Genomic DNA, 22,787 nt, shown 5'->3' with positions numbered 1-22,787 from the left:
AACCACAGCGGACGAACCCGCCGGGCCGACTAAAGTCGTTTTTCGACTTTGGTTAAAACAGGCGTTTTAGTCCGACAGAGCCGCCATGGCGGCGGCTCTGGCGGGACCCATGGGAGAGTCGCGGCCGACTCTCCGGGCAGGACTCAATCCGTGGCGAGCCGGTTTTCCGATGCAGTCGTCGAGAAGCGATAGATGGTCTGGGAGTGATAGGTCTCGTCGGGTCTCAGGATCGTCGAGGGAAAGTTCGGCTGGTTGGGGGAGTCGGGAAAGTGCTGCGTCTCCAGTGCCAGACCGGAACGGTGGGTGTAGGGACGTCCACTCTTGCCGGTGAGGCTCCCGTCGAGGAAATTGCCCGAGTAGAACTGGAGACCAGGCTCGGTGGTGGCCACTTCGAGCACCCTGCCACTGCGGGGTTCGATGACCCTGGCCGCCAGCGTCGGCAGATCGTCCTGTCCGGGATTCTTGCTCAGCACGAAGTTGTGATCGTAACCCTTGGCATAGGCCAACTGGGTATTCTTCTGACCCAGACGTGCGCCGATGGCGGTAGGCTCGCGAAAATCGAAGGGCGTACCGCTGACGTCGGCGATCTCGCCGGTCGGGATCAGGGTTTCATCGATCGGCGTGTAGGCGCTGGCGTTGATCATCAGCTGGTGGTCCAGGATGCTGGGGCTGCCCTCGCCCTTCAGGTTGAAATAGCTGTGCTGGGTCAGGTTGACCGGCGTGGCGCGTGTCGTCCTGGCGCGATAATCGATGGCCAGCTCGTCGTCGTTGGTCAACGTGTAGCTGACCCGCGTCGAGAGCCGTCCGGGAAAGCCCTGCTCGCCGTCCGCGCTGGTATAGGTCAGCACCAAGCCTCGCCCCTCGGCGGAAGAGAAAGGCTCGGCGTGCCACAGCCGCTGATTGAATCCGACATCGCCGCCATGCAGCGTATTCGGTCCATCGTTGGTCGGCAGATGATAGGTCTCCCCGTCGAGCGTGAAGCGACCGTTGGCGATGCGGTTGCCGTAGCGCCCGATCAAGGCACCAAAGTAGGGGTTGGCCTGACGATAGGTGTCGGAGAGATAATCACCGATCGAATCGAAGCCCAGCACGATGTCATCCATCCGCCCGGCCCGGTCGGGGGTCTTCAGCGATACGATGATGCCGCCGTAGTTGATGACCCGCATCTCGATGCCGTTGTCGTTGGTGATGCGGTAGCAGTCGACCTCGCGGCCATCCGGCAGTTGGCCGAACGAGGAGCGCTCGATCCCCGGCGGCATGGCCGAAGACGAGGTGGTCGACACCGTTTGTGCCTGGGCTTGCAGAAAGGCCGGGCCGATCATCATGCCCAGCAGGCCGATGCCGAGACATCGGTGAACAGCAGAGAGATGGCGAGTCATAGTGAACTCCTGTCTTCCATTTGAGCTTCACGTCCCGATTGTCGTTGCTGACGTTCCGGCCGGCTCCTTTCCGCCGACACGATCGTTTACACCCTAGACCGGGCGCCCCGATCTGACTATGCGAGAACAGCGCAACATGCCTTATAAAAACGTCGAATCCATACGCGGGATGGCGGCATGAAGTCTCACTCCAGCGAATTGCTGCCACCGGACTGGTTCCTGCGCGTCAGGCTCAAGTTCCGTCATCTCCAGCTGTTCGTCGCCCTCGACGACTGCCGCAACCTGCATCGTGCCGCCGAACGGCTGGGCATGAGCCAACCGGCGGCGTCCAAGCTGCTGGGCGATCTCGAGCACCTGCTCGGCGTCTCGCTGTTCGACCGGCATTCACGGGGGGTGACGCCCAACTGGTATGGGGAGAGCCTGATTCGTCATGCCCGCGGCATGTTGACCTCGCTGGCCCAGGCCAGCGAAGAGATCAATGCGCTCAATGACGGCAACGCCGGGACGGTTTCCATCGGCACGGTTCTCGCGCCGGCCGTGACGCTGCTGGCCAGCGCGGTGGAGCGCGTCCACCGCGACAGCCCGCACCTGGAGGTCAATATCGATGTCGACGTCAGCCGCAACCTGGTACCGCGGTTGCGCGACGGCGAATTCGATTTCGCCATCGCCCGGATCCCCAGCGGAATGCCGGCCGGCGACTTCGTGTTCGAGGAGATCGGGGAGGAAGCGCTGTGTTTCGTGTGCCGGGCGGATCACCCGCTCACCGCCCGTGAGACCTTCGATCTGGCGTCGATGCTGGACTATCCATGGGTGCTCCAGCCCCCCGGGGCGCTGATGCGCCAGCGCGTCGAGCACCTCTTCCTGCACCACAAGGTGGCTCCCCCCCAGCGAATCATCAATACGCCGGATATCTACATGGCGCTCGCCATGGTCGACAAGTCGGATTCGGTCACCGTCACGACCCGGGAGGTCGCCGATCTGCTGTGCACTCAGCCCCGTTTCGCAATCCTGCCGTCGACGGATGCCATCAGCGTCCAGCCGTTCGGCCTGATCAGCCTGCGCGAACGACGCATGTCACCCGGTGCCGCGAAACTGATGAGCACGCTTCATCAGTTGATCCGCGAGCGCAAGGCCGCTGATGGCGAGAGCCAGGCCAGGACGCCGACCCATTACCGGGATGTGACGCTCTGAACGGGGGCCGAACTCGCCTCCGTCAGCCGTCGTTGCCAGCGCAACGCCACGCTCCTGGCCCGCGGGAGATCCCGGCAGTACGTCAACGTTCCGGTTCTGCGGATGCCGGCGCGGCGTAGCTTGAGGATGATGCGCGCAGGCAGGCCGACCAGAATGATGGCGACCTGCTGACGTCTCATCGCTTCGACCAGAGCCTGAAATGCCACGATGGCGGTGCCATCCATGCTCGGAACGCCCCCCATGTCGATGATGACGATGCGCACCTTGGGATCGACGCGATGCAACGAGGTCAGCGCCTTTTCGGCAACCCCGAAGAACAGCGGGCCATCGATGTCATAGACCGCGATCTCGGCCGGCAGCCCCAGGGTCGCGGGATGGTTCTCGACATCGACACGATCGGTATGCGTCAGCAGCGCCATTCGGCGAATGAACAGCGCCGCCGCCAGCCCGATGCCGACCGCCACCGCCAGTACCATGTCGAAGAGGACGGTCAGCGCGAAACAGGTGATCAGGATGGCGACGTCGCCGGGGGGAGACGAACGCAGCACCCGCAGGACGTGTCGGGCCTCGCTCATGTTCCAGGCGATGACGAACAGCAGCGCGGCCAGGGATGCCATCGGCACCAGCCCGAGCAGCCCCGCCAGTGCCATCACCGCGAGCAGGACCACGCCGGCGTGCACCAGCGCGGCAATCGGGGAGCGCGCACCGCTGCGGATGTTGGTGGCCGTTCTCGCGATGGCGGCCGTGGCCGTGATTCCGCCGAACAGCGGCGCCACGATATTGCCCATCCCCTGCCCGATCAGCTCGGCATTGGGGTCATGCTTGCTCCGGGTCAGCCCATCCGCCACCACCGCGCAGAGCAGCGACTCGATCGCGCCGAGCATGGCGATTGCGAGCGCCGGTCCGAGCAGCGAGCGGATCAGGTCGAAGCTCAGTTCGAGGGGTTCGCCATCGGCGCCCGGCAGCAGCCAGGGAAGCGCGAACGAAGGCGCGATGGGCGGAATCCCGCTTCCGCTTGCGCCGTTCGCTGACCAGCTGAAGCGTGAGGCGATGGTCTCGACGTCGGCGCCCGCCCAACGATTGGCGCAATAGGCCACCAGCGCGCCGGCGACGAGACCGATCAACGGCGCGGGAACGGGGATCCTGGCGCGTGGCCACAGCAGCATGACCGCCAGGGTGAAGATGCCGATCCCTGTCTCCAACGGGTCGAGACTCGGTATCGAGCGGGCAATTCTGCCCACGTTCTCGAGGAAATGTTCACCCAGCCCGGCACCGGAGAGCCCCAGGAAGTCGGGAATCTGCAACACCGCAATCACCACCGCGATGCCCGCCGTGAAGCCCAGCACCACGGGATAGGGGACGAATTCGATCAGCCGCCCCATGCGGAGCGCACCCAGCACCATCAGGATGATGCCCGCCATCATCGAGGCGATCAGCAGGCCGCCCAGGCCATGCTGCTGAACGATCGGGAACAGAATGGCGACGAAAGCGGCGGTGGGTCCGGATACGCTGAAACGGGCGCCCCCGGTCAGGGCAATGACGGCACCGGCGACGATCGCCGTGTAGAGCCCGTGCTGCGGAGCCACGCCGGTGGCGATCGCCAGCGCCATGGACAATGGCACGGCCACCGTGCCGACAGTGATTCCCGCCATCACATCCTTGCGAAGGTCGGCGATGCCGTAGCCTTCACGCCAGACCGCGCGCATGGCGGTGGCGATCCCGGGTGGGTCCAGCGCAAAACGACGACGAGCCATGATGGATCCTTGAGTCGAATACCCGCTACCGGGGCCCGGTATTGGTGTCAGAGGTGGGCGCTACGGGACGCCGGCCGCGCGGGCCGGCTCACCACTCCAGCGCCTGCTTGACGAAAGGAATGGTCAGCTTGCGCTTGGCAGACAGCGACGCGCGGTCGAGCCGCGAGAGAATCTCGAACAGCGGGTCGAGCTGGCGCGGCCCGCGATGGAGGATATACCGCCCCACTTCCGCCGGCAGTTCCATCCCGCGAACCCGGGCCCGGAGTTGGAGAGCGGCCAGCCGCTGGACGTCGTCCAGCGGCTGGACATGGAACACCATCCCCCAACTCAGGCGGGAAGCCAGGTCCGGCAGCTTGACCTCGAGTTGGCGCGGCGAGCGGTCGGCAGCGATCACCAGCCGCTTGCCGGCATCGCGCAAGCGGTTGAAGCCGTGGAACAGCGCCTCTTCCCAGCGCTTGCGCCCCACCACCAGTTGCAGGTCATCGATGGCCAGCAGATCGAGCCGTTCCGGCTCTTCGAGAATGTCGGGCGGGAAGTGTCCCAGCGTATCCAGCGGAAGGTAGAGCGCGCGCTTGCCCTGGGCATCCGCCTGGTGGCAGGCCGCCTGCAGCAGGTGGCTGCAACCCACGCCCTCGCCACCCCACAGGTAGAGAAAAGACTCCCCACCCTCCTGCAGCTGCCCGGTCAGGTGCGACACCAGCGACGCATTGTCGCCAGGCAGGTAGTTGGCGAGCGTCGCATCATCGCGAAGACCGACCCCCAGCGGGAGTTGTGACGGCCCGACGCTCATGCGGATCCACTCCCCCAGCTTGGGCCCCGGGCGACGTGGACGTTTCTCGCCCGGCCACGAAGCGGCAACGGGCCGCCCATGGCGGCAGCGACGATTCCACCGATCGCACCATCGCACGCCGGCGGGGAGACCGGCTCCGGCAGGGCAGACAGCCAGATCGCCGGTGCGCCCCCGATCACGCTCCAGATTTGCAGTGTTGTCATCGCGCTCTCGTCGCCCTTCGGCTGTTCCCTCAATGAAGCAATGCTACAATGCGCCCCGCCGAACATCATCCCCATTCAGAAAGGTCCTCCCATGACGCGCTCCTCTTCCGACACTCCGAACGCGCCCGGTTCGTCTGGCCGGCATTCCTTGACCTATCGTGACGCCGGCGTCGACATCGATGCCGGCAATGCGCTGGTCGAGAGAATCAAGGGCGTCGCCAAGCGCACCTCGCGTCCGGAAGTCATGGGTGGGCTCGGCGGCTTCGGCGCACTGTGTGAAATTCCCAGCGGCTACCGCCAGCCGGTACTGGTCTCCGGAACCGACGGCGTCGGCACCAAGCTGCGTCTCGCCATGGATCTGGGCCGACACGACACCATCGGTATCGATCTCGTCGCCATGTGCGTCAACGACCTGATCGTCGCCGGCGCCGAACCCCTTCAGTTCCTCGACTACTACGCCACCGGCAAGCTGGACGTCGATATCGCCGCCGATGTCGTCACCGGTATCGGCGAGGGCTGCAGCCAGGCCGGCTGCGCGCTCGTCGGCGGCGAGACCGCCGAGATGCCGGGCATGTACGAAGGCAGCGACTACGACCTGGCCGGCTTCTGCGTGGGCGTGGTCGAGAAGTCCGAGATCCTCGACGGCAGCAAGGTCAGCGAAGGCGACGTGCTGCTGGGGCTGGCCTCGTCGGGACCGCACTCCAACGGCTACTCGCTGATCCGCAAGATCCTCGAGGTCGGTGGCGGCAAGCTCGACGAGACCCTCGACGGCAAGCCGCTGGCCGACCTGCTGATGGCGCCGACCCGTATCTACGTCAAGTCGCTGCTGTCGCTGATCCGTTCCGGCGGCGTCGACGTGCACGCCCTCTCCCACATCACCGGCGGCGGCCTGCTCGAGAACGTGCCACGCGTGCTGCCGGACGATCTGGCGGCCCGGATCGACGTCACCCGCTGGCAGCGTCCGGCCATCTTCGACTGGTTGCAGCAGCAGGGCAATGTGGAAGAGCGTGAGATGTACCGGGTACTCAATTGCGGCATCGGCATGGTCATCGCAGTCGACCGCGACCAGGTCGACCAGGCCATCGCCCATCTCGAAGCCAGCGGGGAAACGGTCTATCGGCTGGGCGATATCGTCGCCCGCGGTGACGGCGCCGAGGCCGTCCAGTTGGAGAACCTGCCGGCATGAGCGGTGACTATCCTTCACAACAGCACGACACGTTGAACGACTTCGAGGCCGCCGCGGCCGAGAAGCCGCGGGTGGTGGTGCTGATCTCCGGCAATGGCAGCAACCTGCAGGCGCTGCTGGACGCCCAGCAGCACGAGGAGCTCGGTGGCGGCGAAATCGTCGCCGTGATCGCCAACAAGGCCGATGCCTACGGGCTTAAGCGAGCCAAGGATGCCGGGGTCGACGCGGTTGCCCTGCCCCACCGTGAGTATGACTCCCGCGAAGCCTTCGACGCCGCGCTGATCAAGGTGATCGACCGTCACGAACCGCACCTGGTGGTACTGGCGGGTTTCATGCGTATTCTCACGCCGGCTTTCGTCGATCACTACCGTGGGCGCATGCTCAACATCCACCCCTCGCTGCTGCCGGCCTACCAGGGCCTGGACACGCACCGGCGCGCGCTGGCGGACGGCGTTTCGGAGCATGGCGTCAGCGTGCACTTCGTCACCGAGGAACTCGATGGCGGACCGGTGGTGATCCAGGCCGTGGTCGACGTCGCGCCGGATCAGGACATCGACGCGCTGATCGAGAAGATCCATGCCCGCGAGCACCTGATCTATCCCATCGCGGTACGCTGGTTCCTGGAAGGCCGAATCAAGCTGTCGGCCGACGGCAAGGTGACGCTGGACAACATGCCATTGCCGCCCACCGGTCTGCGCATGTCCCATGCCGATGCCGCCGAAGAGCTCGACGAAGACCTCGACGACTGAGCCCGCGCGCGCCGGATGCCGGCGCGTGCGAGTCATGCTGTTGCCACCGGCCTCTCCCCCTGGCTTGCCCTGACGCCAATCTTTGCCAGACTGATACCGTGCAGCGCCCGGCACACTGCCGGGCGACTCTCATTTCCGTCAGCGCAGCTTTCAGCAACCAAGGAGGAGAAGCGATATGGATTATCGTCCGCTGGGCAATTCAGGTCTGATGGTATCGACGTTGACCCTGGGCACGGTGCCTTTCGGCGGTGCCAACGGTTTCGAAAAGGCAGCGAGCGTCGACGTCAAGGGCGCCAAGAAACTGCTCGACATCGCCTTCGATGCCGGCGTCAACCTGATCGATACCGCCGATCTCTATTCGCTGGGCCTGGCCGAGGAGATCACCGGGAAGGCGCTCGGCAGCAAGCGCAATGACATCATCCTCGCCACCAAGGGGAGGAGCCCGCTGGGCGACGATCCCAACGCCAGCGGCGCCTCGCGCTACCACCTGATTCGCGCCGTCGAGGCCAGCCTCCAACGGCTCGGCACCGACCATATCGATCTCTATCAACTGCACAACTGGGATGGCGTCACCCCCATCGAGGAAACTCTGGAGGCGATGCACCATCTGGTCTCCAGCGGCAAGGTCCGCTACTGGGGCACGTCCAACTACACCGGCTGGCAGATGATGAAGACCCTCGGCAAGGCCGAACTTCACGGCTTCAACAAGCCGATCAGCCAGCAGATCTACTACACGCCGGAATCTCGTGAAGCCGAGTACGAACTGATGCCACTGGCGCTGGACCAGAACGTTGGTTCGCTGATCTGGGGGCCGCTGGGCGAAGGCTTTCTGACCGGCAAGGTCCGTCGCGGCCAGAAGACGCCGCCGGATACGCGTCAGGGCAACGGCTGGCCGGAGCCCTACATCCACGACATGGAGCGCGCCTACGACATCATCGAGGCGCTGGCCGCCATCGGCGAGGCCCACGACTGCTCGATCCCGCGCGTCTGCCTCGCCTGGCTCAAGGATCGCCCGGGCGTTACCTCACTGATCGTGGGCGCCCGCAGCGAGGAGCACCTGCGCGACAACCTCGCCGCCGCCGACCTCGAGCTGAGCCAGGAGGAGCACCAGCGTCTCGAACGGCTGACCCGTCCGGCACCGCTCTATCCCTACTGGCATCGGGTGGTCTCCGGCATGGATCGCCTCGATCCGGCGGAAAAGCCGTTCCTGGATGGCTTCGGTGAGACCATCAAGAACCGCACCGATGACCGCTCGGCCTCATGATAATCAACTAACTACCGAAGAACGTGAGCGAGGCAGGCAAGACAAGGAGAAAACGGCCGGAAAAGCGCAGTTTACGAGGTTGTAAATGAGCATTTTAAGGCCGTTTTTGACGCAGTATTGTCAACGCGGGTAGTTCTTTCAGGTGCGCGGTAGCGTTACGCCGCGCTGCCCCATGTACTTGCCGCCGCGATCCTTGTAGGAGACGTCGCAGATCTCGTCGGACTCCAGAAACAGCATCTGCGCCACGCCTTCGTTGGCGTAGATCCGGGCCGGCAGATTGGTGGTATTGGAGAACTCCAGGGTGACATGCCCTTCCCACTCCGGCTCCAGCGGCGTCACGTTGACGATGATGCCGCAGCGGGCGTAGGTCGACTTGCCCAGACAGATCGTCAGCACGCTGCGTGGAATACGGAAATACTCCACCGTACGCGCCAGGGCAAAAGAGTTGGGCGGAATCACGCAGGCATCGCCCTTGATATCGACGAAACTCTTCTCGTCGAACGCCTTGGGATCGACAATCGCCGAGTGGATATTGGTGAACACCTTGAACTCGTCGGCGCAGCGTACATCGTAGCCGTAGCTGGACGTGCCGTAGGAGATCACTCGCTGGTTGTTCACGTGGCGGACCTGATCGGCCTCGAACGGCTCGATCATGCCCTCCTGCTCCGCCATACGGCGAATCCACTTGTCGGATTTAATGCTCATGCAGGCGTCCTTGAGACAGGGGCAGACGTCGTCACGACGTCATGAAATCATCGGGGAAACTTCTCGGTGGGCGACATGATAGCGGCCCGCTTCCGTGAAGGAAACGACGCGTCCGAAAACAGCATTCAGGCTGGCCGGCGGCGAAAAATGGCGGCAAGACGCGTCTCCGCGGCACGCGCCAACCCCGTCCGCACGAGGCTGGCGACGGCTCGTGCGAGCCGGGATCAGTCGCTGAACGAGATCGAGGGCCCACCGGTATCCTGCCCGGCGACACCGCTGACGACCGCGCGCGCCATGGCGCGAAACGTGGCGGCGACCTCACCATCCGGCTCGGCCACCACGCTGGGCTTGCCACCATCGGCCTGCTCTCGGATCGACAGCTGCAGCGGAAGCTGGCCCAGCAGCTGGGTGTCGTACTGCTCGGCAATGCGCTCGCCCCCACCGGCACCGAAGATCGGCTCGCTGTGGCCGCAGTTCGAACAGGTGTGCAGGCTCATGTTCTCGACCACGCCCAGCACCGGCACATTGACCTTGCGAAACATCTCGATGCCCTTGCGGGCGTCGAGCAGCGCGATGTCCTGCGGCGTGGTGACGATCACCGCGCCATCCACCGGCACCTTCTGCGCCAGCGTCAACTGGATGTCACCGGTACCCGGCGGCATGTCGATGAACAGGAAGTCGAGATCGTCCCACAGCGTCTGGTTGAGCAGTTGCTGGAAGGCACCGGAGACCATCGGCCCCCGCCATACCATCGGCTGATTGATATCGACCATGAACGCCATCGACATCGCCTGGATGCCGTGCGCCATCACCGGCTTCATGCTCTTCTCGTCGATCACTTCGGGGCGGGTGTTCTCCGGCAGGCCCAGCATTCGGGCCTGGCTGGGACCGTAGATATCGGCGTCGAGAAGGCCCACGCGGTAGCCCTCCGCCGCCATGGCCAGCGCCAGATTGGCGGTGACGGTCGACTTGCCGACCCCGCCCTTGCCGGAAGCGACGGCCACGATATGCTTGATGCCCTCGATCACGAATCTCTCCTTGCAACGGTCACACCATGATTTGGCGCCCAGTATAACGAGACGTGGGGCCGATACCCTAGCGGCGCGGTCGGAATTGCTGGCGCGCCATGCCAGCAGTACCGGCGGGCAGGTGGTAGAGTAACCCGAGACCCGCCCGCGCTCGGGCGCCCCGTGACAGCCTGGAGACACAGGGATGTGCCCCACGACGCTCGCCGGCCAATCCGCGGCTCACGCCACCGCGACCTCTTCCGCCGTGATGCCCTCGCCCGCCACTCCCTGGTGGCGAGCCCCGTTCGCGGCGCCAAGGGCCGGCGGCCGGATCGACGCCATCGACCTGGCCCGCGGTTTCGCCGTCGTGCTGATGATCCTGAGCCACGGCATCAAGGGGCTGCTGCCGTTCGATCAGTTCCCCGACTGGGGCATCGTGCCGATCCATCTGATCACCAAGTTTTCCTCCTCACTGTTCGTGATCGTGTTCGGTATCGCCCTGGCCGTGGTCTTCCTGCCCCGCGTGGGAGAGCCGGACTGGCCGCGCCGACGCTGGAGCCTGATCAAGCGGGGCGTGGTCGTCTGGATCTGGTACAAGATCCTCACGATCGTCGAGATGAGCCATCTCTATCCGACGGCCGATATCCTCGACGCGCTTCGGTACCAGCGCTTTCCCAGCTTCGTCGAGATACTCGGTTTCTACGCCATCGCCCTGCTCTGGATGCCGTGGTTCCTCTCTGCATGGAAGCGATTTCCCGGCTGGCTCCGACTGGCCAGCCCGATCCTGATGGCCGGGTTCGGCCTCTGGCTCGCTCGCGAGTTCGATTTCTGGGAACTGCCGCAGCTCAAGGCGCTGGTGGTCGAGCACCCGGACTACTACGTCTGGGGGCAACTGACACGCGGCCCCCTGGTGCTGCTGGGCCTGCTGATCGGGGAGTGGATGCTCTACGGCTTCGCCAGCCCCGCTGTCCGACGGGTTCTGATCGCCTCGCTCGTCGCCACCTCCGCGACGCTGTTCGCGCTGTTCTTCTGGCTCGCGCTGCCCACCCTCGACGACACCCTTGCGGCCCTGGCCCGTAACGTTGGGAAGCACCCGCCGGCGCTCGACTTCATGCTGTTCAGCCTGGGAGGGGCCCTGGCACTACTGGCAATCGCCGTGGTCGGCGGAAAGACGCTGGCGACATGGCTCAGGCCGGTGACCCTGATCGGCAGCGATGCCCTGCAGGCGTTCATCTTCCATATCAGCGTGATCTTCCTGCTGTTCCGCATCGCGCTCGGCTACTGGCACAACATCGACTACTCGACGGCTCTCGGCCTGACGCTGGCCCTGATCGTCGCCACGGCCGGCTGGATCCGACTGGTCCACTGGCTGACATCGAGACGGGGCGCTTCATGATCCCTCATCGCCGACGACGGGTACTGATCGGCTGCCTCAGCGTTCTGCTCTGGGCGCCGCCGACCTTGGCCGACGCCTGGCAGGCTCGGCTCGAGAAGCAGCTGGCGGTGATCGATCAGCGCTATCACGACCGCACGGGCACCGGGGAGATCGGCGTTCACGTTCGTCGACTCGATGACGGAGAACGAGTCGGATGGCGCGACGCGGAGCGCTGGTATTGGGCCTCGCTGGTCAAGGTCCCGGTGGCGGTGGAGTTGCTCGACCGGATCTCCAGGGACGGTGCCGATCTCGATGACACCATGACACTCCACGCCAGCGACTATGTCGACGGCGCGGGTGCCACCAACTGGGCCGCGCCCGACACCAGGATCCCCCTGCGGACCCTGCTCGAGCGAATGCTGATCGACAGCGACAACACCGCGACCGACATGTTGATGCGACGAGTGGGACTGGAAGCGGTCAATCGCCGGGCGAGATCGTTGACGGACGAAGGGATCGGCCCGATTACCACCCTGATCGACGTGAGACGACATCTCTACGGCATCTTCACGCCCAGGGCACAATCGCTGACCGGCAGGCAACTGATCGACCTGCGACAGGCCGACTTCGGCGAACCGCGCCTGATCCGGCTCGCCCAGTTGACCGATAGCCGACGGGAGCAATTTCCACCGCTCGATCTCGCCGCAGCCTACCAGCGCTATTACGCCACCGGGCTCAATTCGGGTCGGCTGGATCGCTACGCGGACATGCTGGAGAGGATCGACGAGGGCGAGGCGCTGCCCGCCGCAGCCACCGCCACCCTGCTGTCGATCATGCAGCGTGCCGACACGGGCCATCGGCGCCTGGCCGCCGGGTTCCAGCGGCAGTGGCCCTTTGCCCAGAAAACCGGAACCCAGTATTCACGCTTCTGTGATGCCGGCATCCTAGCCCCCGGGACACCGGGGGCGGTCGTCATCGTCAGTTGCCTGCGGGACGCACCCTCGCGGCGGGAGGCCGAGCGCACCTTCCAGGCCATCGGCCGCGCGGTCGAATCCAGCGGCGTGCTGGCGCACGAGGGCTTCGCGGAAGACTGAACTTCCGTCACCCCCGCTTCAGTTCCTCCTGCACCGCCAGCTTGGTGCGAATGAAGTCACTGTGAGTCACATAGAGCAGATCGGCCAGGCGGCGAATCCGGTGCTCCTCCAGCGCCGCCAGCTCATGATCGGCGTAGGCCAGACGCCACATCGCGGCAATCAGCGCGACACGCTGATCGTAGTCGTAGCGCTCGTTGAGCAGCGAGACGTACTGGAAGTGGTCCACCGCCTCATCGACCTGTCGTTGCGCCTGCTCGACCAGTTCGTCGACGGCGACCTCGTCCAGCGAAAACTGCGTCATCAGCATCTGACGCAACATGGCCAGCTCCTCGGGATCGGTTTCGTAGTCGGCGCGCAGGATCTCGCTCAACAGCGCGGCGACCGCCAGTTGCGTCGTGATCACGTCTCGGCCGTCGGACTGCGGCGTGGCGAGAACGCGTTGAAAGAACTGCTGAACGGTGTCGAGCATTGGTCAATCCCCCTGCGGTGAACGGCGAACAATCGGGTAACGTTTTGACACCGATTGTCCCAAAGGTTCTTCCGGGCGGGCCGCGCCGACAAAAAAACCCGCAGCCAGGGGCTGCGGGTCCGATACGTCGTCAGCACTCTCGCGTCGGACTGGATGCCGGGCTCGTCACGCCCCGTGGGCTGCGAGGAACTCCTCGGTCAGCTTGAGTTCGCTGTTGGAGTTGACGCCGATCCCGCGAGTGGTCACGTTCCTGGCGATCTGCTGCGCTTCATCGAGGGAGTGCATCTCCGCCGTGCCACACTGATAGATGTTGAGTTCGGGAATCGACTTCTGGTCCGTCAGCGCCAGCACGTCTTCCATCGCGGCGTTCCAGGCCGCGCCCACGGTCGCCTCGTCGACCTGTCCGATCAGGCTCATGTAGAACCCGGTACGGCACCCCATCGGCGAGATGTCGATGATCTCGACGCCGTCGCCATTGAGATGCTGGCGCATGAAACCCGCGAAGAGATGCTCGAGGGTGTGAATGCCCCGCTCGGATAGAATCTCTTCGTTGGGAATGCAGAAGCGCAGGTCGTAGACGGTGATGTCGTCACCGCCCGGCGTCTTCATCTGTTTGGCGACACGCACCGCCGGTGCATTCATCTTGGTGTGGTCGACCATGAAGCTGTCGAGTAATGGCATGCCTTGCCTCCTTGTTGACGTGTCCGGACAGGTATCTACTTTAGCACGCTAACCGGCGCTGTCATGCGCCGACGCCCCGCGCTCACCCGTCCAGTTCGGGATAATGACGGAATATGCCGCCCTGGTTGAAATCGAGCCGCCGATCAGAGGTGAGATAGGCGGAGAGCGTCGGTCGTTGACCGACACGATCGACCAGTGCGGTCACTTCCGGTATTTCCGGCTCCAATCTCTCCATCGCCCGCGGAAACGCATAACGCAGCCCCGTCACCACCTGGAACAGCGACAGATCGACATAGCTGTGCGCCGTTCCCACCAGATAGGGCTCGTCACCGGCATTGGTCGCCAGCACACGTTCGAAATAGTGGAGAAACTTGGGCAGACGCTCCTGCACGAAGACCCGGGCACGCCGCTTCGCCTCGTCCTGCTGATCCTCGTAGTAGAGCGAACTGCCGACCGGGTGGTGGGTGTCGTGGATCTCGGCGACGAAATCCGTCAGCGTCAACTGCAGTCCGTTGGCCCAGACACGGGCGGACTCATCCTCCGGCACCAACCCCAGCCGGGGGCCGAGAAACTGCAGGATGTTGGCGACGTGGGAAATGACGAGCCCTTCGGCCTTCAACACCGGCGGCGCGAAATGCGGCTGTCCCAGGTCGCTACCGTGGATGAATTCGCTGACGGCACCCGCGCCGCCCCCCTTGTCGGAGGACCGCTTGCCGACATCGATATAATCCGCGCCAGCATCCTCCAGCGCCAGGCGAACGAATTCGCCACGGCCGGGAATGCCCGGCCAGTAGTAGAGCTCGTAGGTCATCCGTTTACCTCCCCTTTTCGGCACCGTTCGCGTGCGTGCCGGCTGTTGGGTACATGGCGACGCGATCGTCGGCAGACAACCCCAGGCGAGCGTGATCCACCGATCGAGCACGCCCCTCAGCATAGGCCAAAAAAAGCTCGAACCCGTTAGGGTTCGAGCCTCTTGTACCGTCCCACTGGCGACGACCCGCGGGCAGCCGGCCGAAGGCCGAGGACTCAGTGGCTCAGCGACACGCCACCGCCTGGCGCAGCGTGCTCTTCACCCACAGACGCTGACCGTCCGGCGTCTTGCCCTGATCGTTCCATTGTTGGGTGGTCTGGACACAGAACGAGCCGAGATCCTCGACGGCTGGGGCGGCGGCGTCGGGGCGCTCGCCACCGATCCGCAAAACATCGGTATTGTTCGACTGGTAATTGGGCGCAAAGGTGTTGGAGGCGCAACCGGCCATCGCCATGACCAAGCCATACGCCATCAAGATACGGCGAAATGCCATCGTGAATGAATCCTCGAGGGGCGCCCGGCACCGTGCATCCACGTGCCCGGTTGCCTGGCGCAGCACCGGCACGATTGCCGGCAGCGCGTATTTAGCACCGTCTCCCAGGGCTGTCAATCGGCATCTGGCGTCAACGGCCCAAAGCGGGGATGGAGCATCGAGAACGTTCAGAAAAGCCCCAACTGACGACCGGTGAGCTTTTCGAAATCCTCGCCCACGAACGGCAGGATGCCGTCGGCGACCGGTTGCAACTGACGACTGACGTAGTGTTCATAGTCGATCGTCGAACGCCGATTCTCCAGCGGCTCCGGGCCGGCGACCGTGATCACGTAGCGTATCCAGCCGCCATTCTGGTATTGAAGCGGACGCGCCATCTGGCGGTTGAACTCGTCTGCCAGGCGTGCCGCGCGCACGTGGGGCGGAACATTGCGCTGGTAGTCGTCCAGCTTGCGCCTGAGTCGCTTGCGATACACCAGTTGATCGTCGTTCTCCCCGGCCAGCGTCCGCTGCACGGTCTCGCGCACGTAATCGCGGTAGGGTTCGTCGGCGAAAATCCGCCGGTAGAGCTCCCGCTGAAATGTCCTCGCCAGCGGCGACCAGTCGGCGCGCACCGACTCCAGCCCCTTGAACACCAGTCGCTCGCTGCCGTCCGCCTCGCGGACCAGGCCGGCATAACGCTTCTTGCTGCCCTCTTCGGTGCCACGAATGGTCGGCATCAGGAAGCGTGTGAAGTGCGTCTCGAACTGGAGTTCCAGAGCGCTGTCGAGCTGGAACGCCTCCTGCAGATGGCGCTGCCACCAGGCGTTGACCCTGGCTACCAGTCGAGTGCCGATCGTATTCGCGGCATCGGCCTCGTGCACCCCGCCCAACCACACGAACGTCGAGTCGGTATCGCCATAGATAACGGTATAACCCTCGGCTTCGATCAACTCCCGGGTACGGCGCATGATCTGGTGGCCGCGCATGGTGATCGATGAAGCCAGCCGCGGGTCGAAGAAGCGGCAGCCCCGCGAGCCGAGCACGCCGTAGAAGGCGTTCATGATGATCTTCAACGCCTGGGCCAGCGGCGCGTTGCCCTCGCGCTTGGCCGCCTCGCGCCCCTCCCACACTTGCGCCACGATCGCCGGCAGCGCATGCCGGGTGCGCGAGAAATGGGCTCCCAGGAAACCGGGCACGGCATGCTCGGGCGAGGGGTCGGCGAGCCCCTCGACCAGCCCCACCGGGTCGATCAGAAACGAGCGGATGATCGAGGGATAGAGACTCTTGAAATCGAGCACCAGTACCGAGTCGTAGAGTCCCGGGCGCGAATCCATCACATAACCACCCGGGCTGTCGTCGCCGTCGCGACTGCCCAGGGTCGGGGCAACGAAGCCGAACCGATGCATGCGCGGCAGATAGAGGTGCGAAAATGCCGCGACGGAACCTCCGCTGCGATCGGCGGAGAGCCCGGTGACGCTGGCCCGCTCGAGCAGGAAGTCGATGATCCGGGTATGCGCGAAGATCCGCGTCACCAGCTCGCAATCCTTGAGGTTGTAGCGCGCCAGCGCCGGCTTGTCCTCCGCGAACATGCGGTTGATATCGGCCATGCGCTGGTAGGGATTGTCGATCGCCTTGCCCTCGCCCAGCAGGGTCTGGGCAACGTTCTCGAGGCTGAAGGAGGGAAAGCTCCAGGTCGCCGAGCGTAGCGCTTCGATACCGTCGATCGCCAGTCGCCCCGGAATGGTGACGAAATAGTGATTGGGCTGGTGGCCATGGGCCCGCCACTCGACCGGCGCTCCGCCTCTCCCCAGCCGCAGGGCGACATTCAGGCGGTCGGCGTGACGCTGCAACTGGCGCAGGTCGAACTGAATCACGCTCCAGCCGATGATCGCATCCGGGTCGAAGCGCGCAAACCAGGCATTCAGCGCGTGCAGCAAGTCGGCGCGGGAGTCGCAGTAGATCAGCTCGAAGTCGCGCTCGCGATCCGCCTCGCTGCCCGCCCCCGCCGGCGGGCCGAGCATGTAGACGATGCGCTGGCCGCAGCCGTGCAGGCCGATCGAGTAGAGCTCGCCGCGCTCGCTGGTCTCGATGTCCAGCGAGCAGAGCCTCAACTGCGGCCGATAGGCCGGCGCCGGCTTCAATTGTGCATCGATCAGCGAACCGTCGGCCGCCTGGGTCGCCATCACCTCGACCGGTGCGGTGATGAAGCGCTCCATCAGATAGCGGTCCGGTGGCCGGATATCGGCCTCGAACAGCTCGACACCGGCGTCGGCGAGACGTCGCTCCAGGTTCATCAACTGACGATGCTGCCGACAGTAGAGGCCGAGCACCGGCCGGGACTCGAAGTCCTTGAGATCGAGTTCACGCAGTTCCACATCGCGCTCGTGGCGAATCGAGCGTTCGGCCCTTTCGCGCTGATCGGCCGGGAGGAAAGCCACCGATGTCTGTGGCGGCAGGCGCACCCATTTCGGCCCATCGTCGGTGGCCAGCCAAAGCGACACCTCGGTGCCGGCCGGCGTATCCTGCCAATGCCGGGTCAGGATGAAGCCCCGTTGCGTCACGCTATTCGATTGCACGTCGGTCGACATCCATTCCATTCCGTTCGAAGAGCCCTCAGAAGGAGAGCACCCACGGCAGCGCGAACCCGAGGTAGACCGGTATCAGCAAGGGTGCGGCCAGTGTGGTGATCAGTACAGCGATGGCGCCCTTCTCGGGGCGAATCTCCAGTTCCATGGCGATGACCACGACATTGGCGGCCATGGGGACGGCGCCGATGAGCAGAAAGGCCAGCGCCAGCGAGTCCGAGATTCCCACGCTCATTCGCAGCAGCAGCACCATCAATAGCGTCGCCAGCGGCCAGACGACAAAGCGCACCACCACGCAGCCGGCAACGAATCGCAGGTCGAACTCCCGCCACGTCACGCGTCCCAGGGTCATGCCGATGATCATCATTCCCAGCACCGTGAAACAGTACTTGAAGTAGTCGAGCCCATCGGCAACGACATCCGGTACCTGCCAGCCCAGCGCGCTGACCAGCATGCCGGCCGCGAAGGCGTAGATCAGCGGCAGCCTTGCCAACCGGGCCAGGCTCTCTTTCACCGAGAAACGTCCCCGGGCGCTGACATAGAAACCCACCGTGAACTCGTAGAGCGAAACCCCCAGCATGCAGAAGAGATAGAGCGTCACCCCCTCCGGCGGCAGCAGCACCAGCGCGATCGGGAACCCGAAGTAACCCGTGTTGCCGGTGCCGGCGGAAAAGGCCAGCAGCGCCCGCTCCTGTTCGGCGAAAAAGCGGCTGGCCACCCCGTTGACCACGACGCATAGGCAAGTCGCCAGCAACAGCACGCTGGCCGTCAGGACCAGCTTGTCGGCGCTGGGCTGCCCCTGGGTCAGGCCATGGAAGAAAGTCAGCGGTGAAATGATGTAGACGAGCAGCGTCGCTATCGGCCGCGGATCGACCCTCAACCGTCGTGCCGCCAGCCAACCCAGCGCCACGAAGAAGAGCAGCATCCAGAGCGACTGGGAAAGATCGATTTCGGCCATCCGGGATTCCTTTAGCGACAGTCGGCGGTAACGATTTGGCCGCTAACTGTAACACTGGAAGGCATCGTCGGTCGGCCCGGAGCGAGGGGATCGAACGCCGGCCACGCCAGCCATCAGGGGCTGAGCTCGAGACGCTCGTCGACCCGCTTTCCCGCCAAGAATCGTAGAGGGTAGCGAGCACCGTGCCTGGGGCCATATACCCAGCGCTCGACCCTTACCGCGCCTTCGATGAGATGGCCGCCGCGCCGCTGCGGCAGTTCGATCACACGTGACGCCGGTGCGCCGCATTTTTGCAGGACCTGTTCGGGGGTATCGCCGTTGGCGGTCAGCCCACTCTGGCATCGCATCGCGATCACGGGATTCGCGACACCCAGCAACAGGATCACCAAGCCGATCGACGACGCCTGGCGACCACCCCGCATGCCGGCTCGACGACCAGAGCGGGCCAAGGTCATTGGCCATGCGTCTGGGTGGTGAAACCTGGCAGGCGCTTCTGCGTCGAGGCCACGATGCAGCACAGCAGGAACACCTGGAACGGCAGCCGCCAGAACAGCACCCACTCCGGGACCTGAGGAAAAAGCTCGGGGTGCAGCCACATGTAGACGTTGGCCGGCGTCACGCAGATCGTCAGTACCACCAGCCCCCAGCCAGCCAACGCACGAAAGCGTGGCAGCAAGATACCGACGGCGCCCAGCAGCTCGAAGAACCCGCTGATCAGCACCGCCGCCTCGGGCCAGGGCAAACCCGGTGGAATGATCGATGCGAAGGCGTCCAGCATCACGAAATGACCGATGCCGCCGATGGCGAACCAGAGGAAGACAAGGCCAAGACCGGCCGTACGCCACATGGGCTTATGAATCATGATCGCTCCCTGAATACCTCAACACCGTGAACAAAAAAAGGCTCCAGATTGAAGCTCACTACGCTTGCTCGTTACCGCGTAACGACTGCAGCAGCATCAATGCACTGGCCTTGGCCAGCCATACATCTCGCGAGTTGCGCCCCAGATCTCGCTCGAAGCGACCTGCCATTTCCCGGTAGCAATCGAAAAATCCCTGGCTTTTTTTCGCGAAAGCCTCGCCCAGACGGCGCTCCATACGCTGTACCGTCTCGCGCAGCTCCCTCTCGGAACGATCACTGGTGAATGGCTCGGAAGATGCTGGCCCAGAGGTGTCGACCTGAGACCATTCACTCCTGAGCACTCCGTAGCGAATTGAGTCGTAGTAGTCGCCTTGATAATAGCGAACCTTGCGTAGGCGCCCTTCTAGACTAAAGCCGAGCTTTTCGGCGCAGGCCATCATGCCTGGGTTGCCGGACCAGGTCGTCAAGCCAATTCGCTCGACATCGAATCGGTCGAAGAGATTCGTGATCCACAAGGAAAGTGCACGGACACCGATACCTTTACCCCAGACGGAGGAGTCGTAGATCACGATACCGGCCTCCAACCATCGGGTTGCTTCGCACTCCCAGCAGAAACTGACTTCGCCTACCGGTCGCCCCTCCAAGAAGATGATCTGGGCGTCATAGCCGGCCAACAGCCGCTTGAAGCGTCCTTCCAGAAACTCATTCAACGAGGGGCGCTGATAACCGAAGTCGGGGCCGTTGAATCGAGTCCAGGTTTCATCCGGGGTCATCAAGTCGTACAGCGCGGCCCCCGATCCTGGTTCCGCGACACCCAAGGTGACATCCCGCATTGCGCCCTCCTCTTGTTTTTATCAAAGACGCCGCCACCCCATGCGGCGCTCAAGCGCGGCACCACACCCATGTACCCCACTTCAGGTGCTACAATCGGCGACCAAGTTTTCAGCCTATCCATCCCGCGGCGTCGATGCCATCGGTTCGCCGCGGGTTTCGTTACGGGAATGTTCCAGTCGCCATGTCGAACAACGCCTCGCTTTCGCGCCAGATCCTCGTCACCAGCGCGCTGCCGTACGCCAACGGCTCGATCCACCTGGGCCACCTGCTGGAGTACATCCAGACCGATATCTGGGTGCGCTTCCAGAAGAGCCGCGGCCATGAGTGCCACTATGTCTGCGCCGACGACGCCCACGGCACCGCGATCATGCTGCGTGCCGAGCAGGAAGGGATCACCTCCGAGCAGCTGATCGCCAAGGTCAGCGAGGAGCATCAGGCGGACTTCGCCCGGTTCGGCGTCGCCTTCGACAACTACCACTCGACCCATTCCGAAGAGAACCGCCTCCACAGCGAGCGCATCTACACCGCACTGCGCGATGCCGGCCATATCAGCACCCGTGATATCGAGCAGATGTACGATCCGGTCAAGGGGCTGTTCCTGGCCGATCGCTTCATCAAGGGCACCTGCCCGAAATGCGGCAGCGAGGACCAGTACGGCGACAACTGCGAAGTCTGCGGCGGAACCTACACACCGGCGGAGCTGATCAACCCGGTGTCGGCGATCAGCGGCGCAACGCCGGAAGTACGCACCTCGACCCACTACTTCTTCAAGCTGCCCAATTTTGAAGAATTCCTGAAGCAGTGGACGCGGTCCGGCCGGGTCCAGCCGCAGATCGCCAACAAGCTGCAGGAGTGGTTCGAGGCCGGGCTCAACGAGTGGGACATCTCCCGCGATGCGCCCTACTTCGGCTTCGAGATTCCGGACGCGCCGGGCAAGTACTTCTACGTCTGGCTGGACGCGCCGATCGGCTACCTGGCCAGCTTCCAGAATCTCTGCGACCGTGAAGGTCTCGATTTCGACAGCTACTGGAAGGCGGACTCCGATGCCGAGGTCTACCACTTCATCGGCAAGGATATCGTCTATTTCCACGCCCTGTTCTGGCCGGCGATGCTCGAGGGCGCCGGCCTGCGCACGCCGACGGGGGTCAACTGCCACGGTTTCGTGACCGTCAACGGGGCCAAGATGTCGAAGTCCCGCGGCACCTTCATCAAGGCCCAGACCTACGCCGAGCATCTCAACCCGGAGTATCTGCGCTACTACTTCGCCGCCAAGCTGACCTCTCGGGTCGACGATCTCGACCTCAACCTCGAGGATTTCGCGGCGCGGGTGAACTCGGACCTGGTCGGCAAGGTGGTCAACATCGCCAGCCGCTGTGCCGGCTTCATCAACAAGCTGGGCAACGGCCAGCTCTCGGCGACCTGCGCGGAGCCGGAGCTCGTCGCCAGGTTCATCGCCGCCGGTGACGAGATCGCCGCCGACTTCGAGGCGCGTGAATTCGGCCGCGCCATGCGCAAGGTGATGGAACTCGCCGACGAGGCCAACACCTATATCGCCGACAAGGCGCCCTGGGTACTGGCCAAGGAGGGCGGCCGCGAGCAGGAGGTGATCGATATCTGCTCGGTGGGCATCAACCTGTTCCGCACGCTGATGGTCTACCTGCAGCCGGTGGTACCGGCGATGGCCGAGCAGGCTCGCGTCTTTCTGCAGGTCGAAAGCCTGAACTGGGAGAGTCGCCAGCAGGTGCTCGAAAGTCACACCATCGGCAAGTTCAAGCCGCTGATGACCCGGGTCGAGAGCGACAAGATCGACTCGATGATCGAGTCTTCCAAGGAAGTGCTCGAGGAGGAGAAGAAATTGACTGGAAAAGCCCCCGCCGATGCCGAGTCGGGCGACGCGCCCGCCATCGAACCGATCGCCGACGAGATCACCTTCGACGACTTCATCAAGGTCGACATGCGGATCGCCGAAATCAAGAAGGCCGAGCAGGTCGAAGGCTCCAGCAAGCTGCTCAAGCTGACCCTGGACCTCGGTGGCGAGACCCGCACGGTCTTCTCCGGCATTCGCAAGGTCTACGCCCCCGAAGCGCTCGAAGGCCGGTTGACGGTGATGGTCGCCAACCTGGCGCCGCGCAAGATGCGCTTCGGTGTCTCCGAAGGCATGGTGATGGCCGCCGGCGATGAAGACGGCATATACCTGCTGTCGCCGGATAGCGGCGCCAAACCGGGTCAGCGTGTGACCTGAAGACCGGACCCCGGCCAGCGTGACACTTGCCCACGAGCGCGCGACCCCGGTCGCGCGCTTTGCGTTGATCACGGACGAGCCGTCTGCTGCTGCGAGATGGCCGAGGTTGGGAGCGGCCACTTCGAGCGTCTATAATGGCCGGCTTCGAGCGCCCCGCGCCGCCCATCCGAGGCGGCG

22 protein-coding genes are annotated in these 22,787 nt (G+C 64.2%); 7 read left to right on the top strand and 15 right to left on the bottom strand.

Going from position 1 to position 22,787, the window contains the following annotated elements; translation table 11 throughout:
* Positions 1–143: 143 nt before the first annotated feature.
* Positions 144–1,379 (bottom strand): aldose epimerase family protein, encoded by a 1,236-nt coding sequence (locus tag DOM45_RS07765; protein WP_110599223.1) that lies wholly within the window; start codon positions 1,377–1,379, stop codon positions 144–146.
* Positions 1,380–1,556: 177 nt separating this feature from the next.
* On the opposite strand from DOM45_RS07765, the gene DOM45_RS07760 reads away from it, so the two are divergent.
* Positions 1,557–2,570: a LysR family transcriptional regulator gene (locus tag DOM45_RS07760; protein ID WP_110599221.1), complete on the top strand. Its 1,014-nt coding sequence runs from the start codon at positions 1,557–1,559 to the stop codon at positions 2,568–2,570.
* Here DOM45_RS07760 and dauA read toward each other — a convergent pair.
* The 3 genes from dauA to DOM45_RS19990 form a co-directional block, all read right to left on the bottom strand.
* The gene (dauA, locus tag DOM45_RS07755) at positions 2,549–4,324 is read right to left on the bottom strand and encodes a C4-dicarboxylic acid transporter DauA (protein WP_110599219.1); all 1,776 of its coding nucleotides are present in this window, start codon (positions 4,322–4,324) and stop codon (positions 2,549–2,551) included. The two genes, DOM45_RS07760 and dauA, sit on opposite strands and share 22 nt — an antisense overlap.
* Before the next feature lie 88 nt (positions 4,325–4,412).
* A complete protein-coding gene (gene hda, locus DOM45_RS07750) occupies positions 4,413–5,114 on the bottom strand; it encodes a DnaA regulatory inactivator Hda (RefSeq protein ID WP_110599217.1) in 702 nt (233 codons plus the stop codon).
* A complete protein-coding gene (locus DOM45_RS19990; RefSeq protein ID WP_157958369.1) occupies positions 5,111–5,317 on the bottom strand; it encodes a hypothetical protein in 207 nt (68 codons plus the stop codon). The genes hda and DOM45_RS19990 overlap by 4 nt, the downstream gene beginning before the upstream one ends.
* A 91-nt stretch (positions 5,318–5,408) precedes the next feature.
* Between DOM45_RS19990 and purM the strand changes: the two genes are divergently transcribed.
* The 3 genes from purM (at position 5,409) to DOM45_RS07735 (ending at position 8,516) form a co-directional block, all read left to right on the top strand.
* Positions 5,409–6,503, top strand: a complete 1,095-nt coding sequence (purM, locus tag DOM45_RS07745; RefSeq protein WP_110600389.1) for a phosphoribosylformylglycinamidine cyclo-ligase — start codon at positions 5,409–5,411, stop codon at positions 6,501–6,503.
* Complete coding sequence (gene purN / locus DOM45_RS07740; RefSeq protein WP_110599215.1) at positions 6,500–7,252, top strand: phosphoribosylglycinamide formyltransferase; 753 nt, start codon at positions 6,500–6,502, stop codon at positions 7,250–7,252. Before purM ends, purN begins: the two co-directional genes overlap by 4 nt.
* Positions 7,253–7,427: 175 nt before the next feature.
* Complete coding sequence (locus tag DOM45_RS07735) at positions 7,428–8,516, top strand: aldo/keto reductase (RefSeq protein ID WP_110599213.1); 1,089 nt, start codon at positions 7,428–7,430, stop codon at positions 8,514–8,516.
* Between the two features lie 138 nt (positions 8,517–8,654).
* Here DOM45_RS07735 and dcd read toward each other — a convergent pair whose 3' ends face one another.
* A complete protein-coding gene (gene dcd / locus DOM45_RS07730; RefSeq protein ID WP_110599211.1) occupies positions 8,655–9,221 on the bottom strand; it encodes a dCTP deaminase in 567 nt (188 codons plus the stop codon).
* 224 nt (positions 9,222–9,445) lie between these two features.
* Positions 9,446–10,249 carry an iron-sulfur cluster carrier protein ApbC gene (gene apbC / locus DOM45_RS07725; RefSeq protein ID WP_232822251.1) on the bottom strand — a complete coding sequence of 268 codons (804 nt, stop codon included), beginning with the start codon at positions 10,247–10,249 and terminating at the stop codon, positions 9,446–9,448.
* A gap of 184 nt (positions 10,250–10,433) precedes the next feature.
* On the opposite strand from apbC, the gene DOM45_RS07720 reads away from it, so the two are divergent.
* Both DOM45_RS07720 and DOM45_RS07715 read left to right on the top strand, forming a co-directional pair.
* Entirely contained in the window at positions 10,434–11,624 is a 1,191-nt protein-coding gene (locus tag DOM45_RS07720) for a heparan-alpha-glucosaminide N-acetyltransferase domain-containing protein (RefSeq protein ID WP_240612323.1), read from the top strand.
* Positions 11,621–12,697, top strand: coding sequence for a serine hydrolase (locus DOM45_RS07715; protein ID WP_110599209.1), 1,077 nt, complete (start codon positions 11,621–11,623; stop codon positions 12,695–12,697). The genes DOM45_RS07720 and DOM45_RS07715 overlap by 4 nt, the downstream gene beginning before the upstream one ends.
* Positions 12,698–12,704: 7 nt before the next feature.
* Here DOM45_RS07715 and DOM45_RS07710 read toward each other — a convergent pair whose 3' ends face one another.
* The 9 genes from DOM45_RS07710 to DOM45_RS07670 form a co-directional block, all read right to left on the bottom strand.
* Positions 12,705–13,166, bottom strand: coding sequence for a tellurite resistance TerB family protein (locus tag DOM45_RS07710; protein WP_110599207.1), 462 nt, complete (start codon positions 13,164–13,166; stop codon positions 12,705–12,707).
* 165 nt (positions 13,167–13,331) lie between these two features.
* Positions 13,332–13,847, bottom strand: coding sequence for an S-ribosylhomocysteine lyase (gene luxS, locus DOM45_RS07705; RefSeq protein ID WP_110599205.1), 516 nt, complete (start codon positions 13,845–13,847; stop codon positions 13,332–13,334).
* Positions 13,848–13,929: 82 nt separating this feature from the next.
* A complete protein-coding gene (locus DOM45_RS07700; RefSeq protein WP_110599203.1) occupies positions 13,930–14,658 on the bottom strand; it encodes a glutathione S-transferase in 729 nt (242 codons plus the stop codon).
* Positions 14,659–14,881: 223 nt separating this feature from the next.
* Positions 14,882–15,151 (bottom strand): hypothetical protein, encoded by a 270-nt coding sequence (locus tag DOM45_RS07695; protein ID WP_110599201.1) that lies wholly within the window; start codon positions 15,149–15,151, stop codon positions 14,882–14,884.
* A gap of 167 nt (positions 15,152–15,318) precedes the next feature.
* Complete coding sequence (locus DOM45_RS07690) at positions 15,319–17,718, bottom strand: DNA polymerase II (RefSeq protein WP_110599199.1); 2,400 nt, start codon at positions 17,716–17,718, stop codon at positions 15,319–15,321.
* A 25-nt stretch (positions 17,719–17,743) separates the two neighbouring features.
* Positions 17,744–18,673: an AEC family transporter gene (locus DOM45_RS07685; protein WP_110599197.1), complete on the bottom strand. Its 930-nt coding sequence runs from the start codon at positions 18,671–18,673 to the stop codon at positions 17,744–17,746.
* A gap of 113 nt (positions 18,674–18,786) precedes the next feature.
* On the bottom strand, positions 18,787–19,095 hold the full coding sequence (locus tag DOM45_RS07680) for a DUF2845 domain-containing protein (RefSeq protein ID WP_110599194.1): 309 nt from the start codon (positions 19,093–19,095) through the stop codon (positions 18,787–18,789).
* A 29-nt stretch (positions 19,096–19,124) separates the two neighbouring features.
* Positions 19,125–19,535 (bottom strand): DoxX family protein, encoded by a 411-nt coding sequence (locus DOM45_RS07675; protein WP_205909420.1) that lies wholly within the window; start codon positions 19,533–19,535, stop codon positions 19,125–19,127.
* Positions 19,536–19,593: 58 nt separating this feature from the next.
* The gene (locus DOM45_RS07670; protein ID WP_110599192.1) at positions 19,594–20,367 is read right to left on the bottom strand and encodes a GNAT family N-acetyltransferase; all 774 of its coding nucleotides are present in this window, start codon (positions 20,365–20,367) and stop codon (positions 19,594–19,596) included.
* A gap of 182 nt (positions 20,368–20,549) precedes the next feature.
* On the opposite strand from DOM45_RS07670, the gene metG reads away from it, so the two are divergent.
* On the top strand, positions 20,550–22,610 hold the full coding sequence (gene metG, locus DOM45_RS07665; protein ID WP_110599190.1) for a methionine--tRNA ligase: 2,061 nt from the start codon (positions 20,550–20,552) through the stop codon (positions 22,608–22,610).
* The last annotated feature ends 177 nt before the right edge of the window (positions 22,611–22,787 follow it).

The sequence above is a fragment of the Salinicola lusitanus genome (genome assembly GCF_003206045.1).
Lineage (GTDB): Bacteria > Pseudomonadota > Gammaproteobacteria > Pseudomonadales > Halomonadaceae > Salinicola > Salinicola lusitanus.
The sequence above is the reverse complement of the archived record's forward strand: the minus strand, read 5'-3'. Positions and strand labels throughout refer to the sequence as shown.

Excerpts from the sequence above, each read along its gene's own strand:
- DOM45_RS07760 (WP_110599221.1), top strand. The coding sequence starts at position 1,557 with ATGAAGTCTCACTCCAGCGAATTGCTGCCACCGGACTGGTTCCTGCGC.
- DOM45_RS07735 (WP_110599213.1), top strand. The coding sequence starts at position 7,428 with ATGGATTATCGTCCGCTGGGCAATTCAGGTCTGATGGTATCGACGTTG.
- dcd (WP_110599211.1), bottom strand. The coding sequence starts at position 9,221 with ATGAGCATTAAATCCGACAAGTGGATTCGCCGTATGGCGGAGCAGGAG.
- metG (WP_110599190.1), top strand. The coding sequence starts at position 20,550 with ATGTCGAACAACGCCTCGCTTTCGCGCCAGATCCTCGTCACCAGCGCG.
- DOM45_RS07695 (WP_110599201.1), bottom strand. The coding sequence starts at position 15,151 with ATGGCATTTCGCCGTATCTTGATGGCGTATGGCTTGGTCATGGCGATG.
- dauA (WP_110599219.1), bottom strand. The coding sequence starts at position 4,324 with ATGGCTCGTCGTCGTTTTGCGCTGGACCCACCCGGGATCGCCACCGCC.
- DOM45_RS07675 (WP_205909420.1), bottom strand. The coding sequence starts at position 19,535 with ATGATTCATAAGCCCATGTGGCGTACGGCCGGTCTTGGCCTTGTCTTC.
- DOM45_RS07685 (WP_110599197.1), bottom strand. The coding sequence starts at position 18,673 with ATGGCCGAAATCGATCTTTCCCAGTCGCTCTGGATGCTGCTCTTCTTC.
- DOM45_RS07680 (WP_110599194.1), bottom strand. The coding sequence starts at position 19,095 with ATGCGGGGTGGTCGCCAGGCGTCGTCGATCGGCTTGGTGATCCTGTTG.
- DOM45_RS07715 (WP_110599209.1), top strand. The coding sequence starts at position 11,621 with ATGATCCCTCATCGCCGACGACGGGTACTGATCGGCTGCCTCAGCGTT.
- purM (WP_110600389.1), top strand. The coding sequence starts at position 5,409 with ATGACGCGCTCCTCTTCCGACACTCCGAACGCGCCCGGTTCGTCTGGC.
- DOM45_RS07690 (WP_110599199.1), bottom strand. The coding sequence starts at position 17,718 with ATGTCGACCGACGTGCAATCGAATAGCGTGACGCAACGGGGCTTCATC.
- DOM45_RS07670 (WP_110599192.1), bottom strand. The coding sequence starts at position 20,367 with ATGCGGGATGTCACCTTGGGTGTCGCGGAACCAGGATCGGGGGCCGCG.
- DOM45_RS19990 (WP_157958369.1), bottom strand. The coding sequence starts at position 5,317 with ATGACAACACTGCAAATCTGGAGCGTGATCGGGGGCGCACCGGCGATC.
- DOM45_RS07765 (WP_110599223.1), bottom strand. The coding sequence starts at position 1,379 with ATGACTCGCCATCTCTCTGCTGTTCACCGATGTCTCGGCATCGGCCTG.
- DOM45_RS07700 (WP_110599203.1), bottom strand. The coding sequence starts at position 14,658 with ATGACCTACGAGCTCTACTACTGGCCGGGCATTCCCGGCCGTGGCGAA.
- luxS (WP_110599205.1), bottom strand. The coding sequence starts at position 13,847 with ATGCCATTACTCGACAGCTTCATGGTCGACCACACCAAGATGAATGCA.
- hda (WP_110599217.1), bottom strand. The coding sequence starts at position 5,114 with ATGAGCGTCGGGCCGTCACAACTCCCGCTGGGGGTCGGTCTTCGCGAT.
- DOM45_RS07720 (WP_240612323.1), top strand. The coding sequence starts at position 10,434 with ATGTGCCCCACGACGCTCGCCGGCCAATCCGCGGCTCACGCCACCGCG.
- purN (WP_110599215.1), top strand. The coding sequence starts at position 6,500 with ATGAGCGGTGACTATCCTTCACAACAGCACGACACGTTGAACGACTTC.
- DOM45_RS07710 (WP_110599207.1), bottom strand. The coding sequence starts at position 13,166 with ATGCTCGACACCGTTCAGCAGTTCTTTCAACGCGTTCTCGCCACGCCG.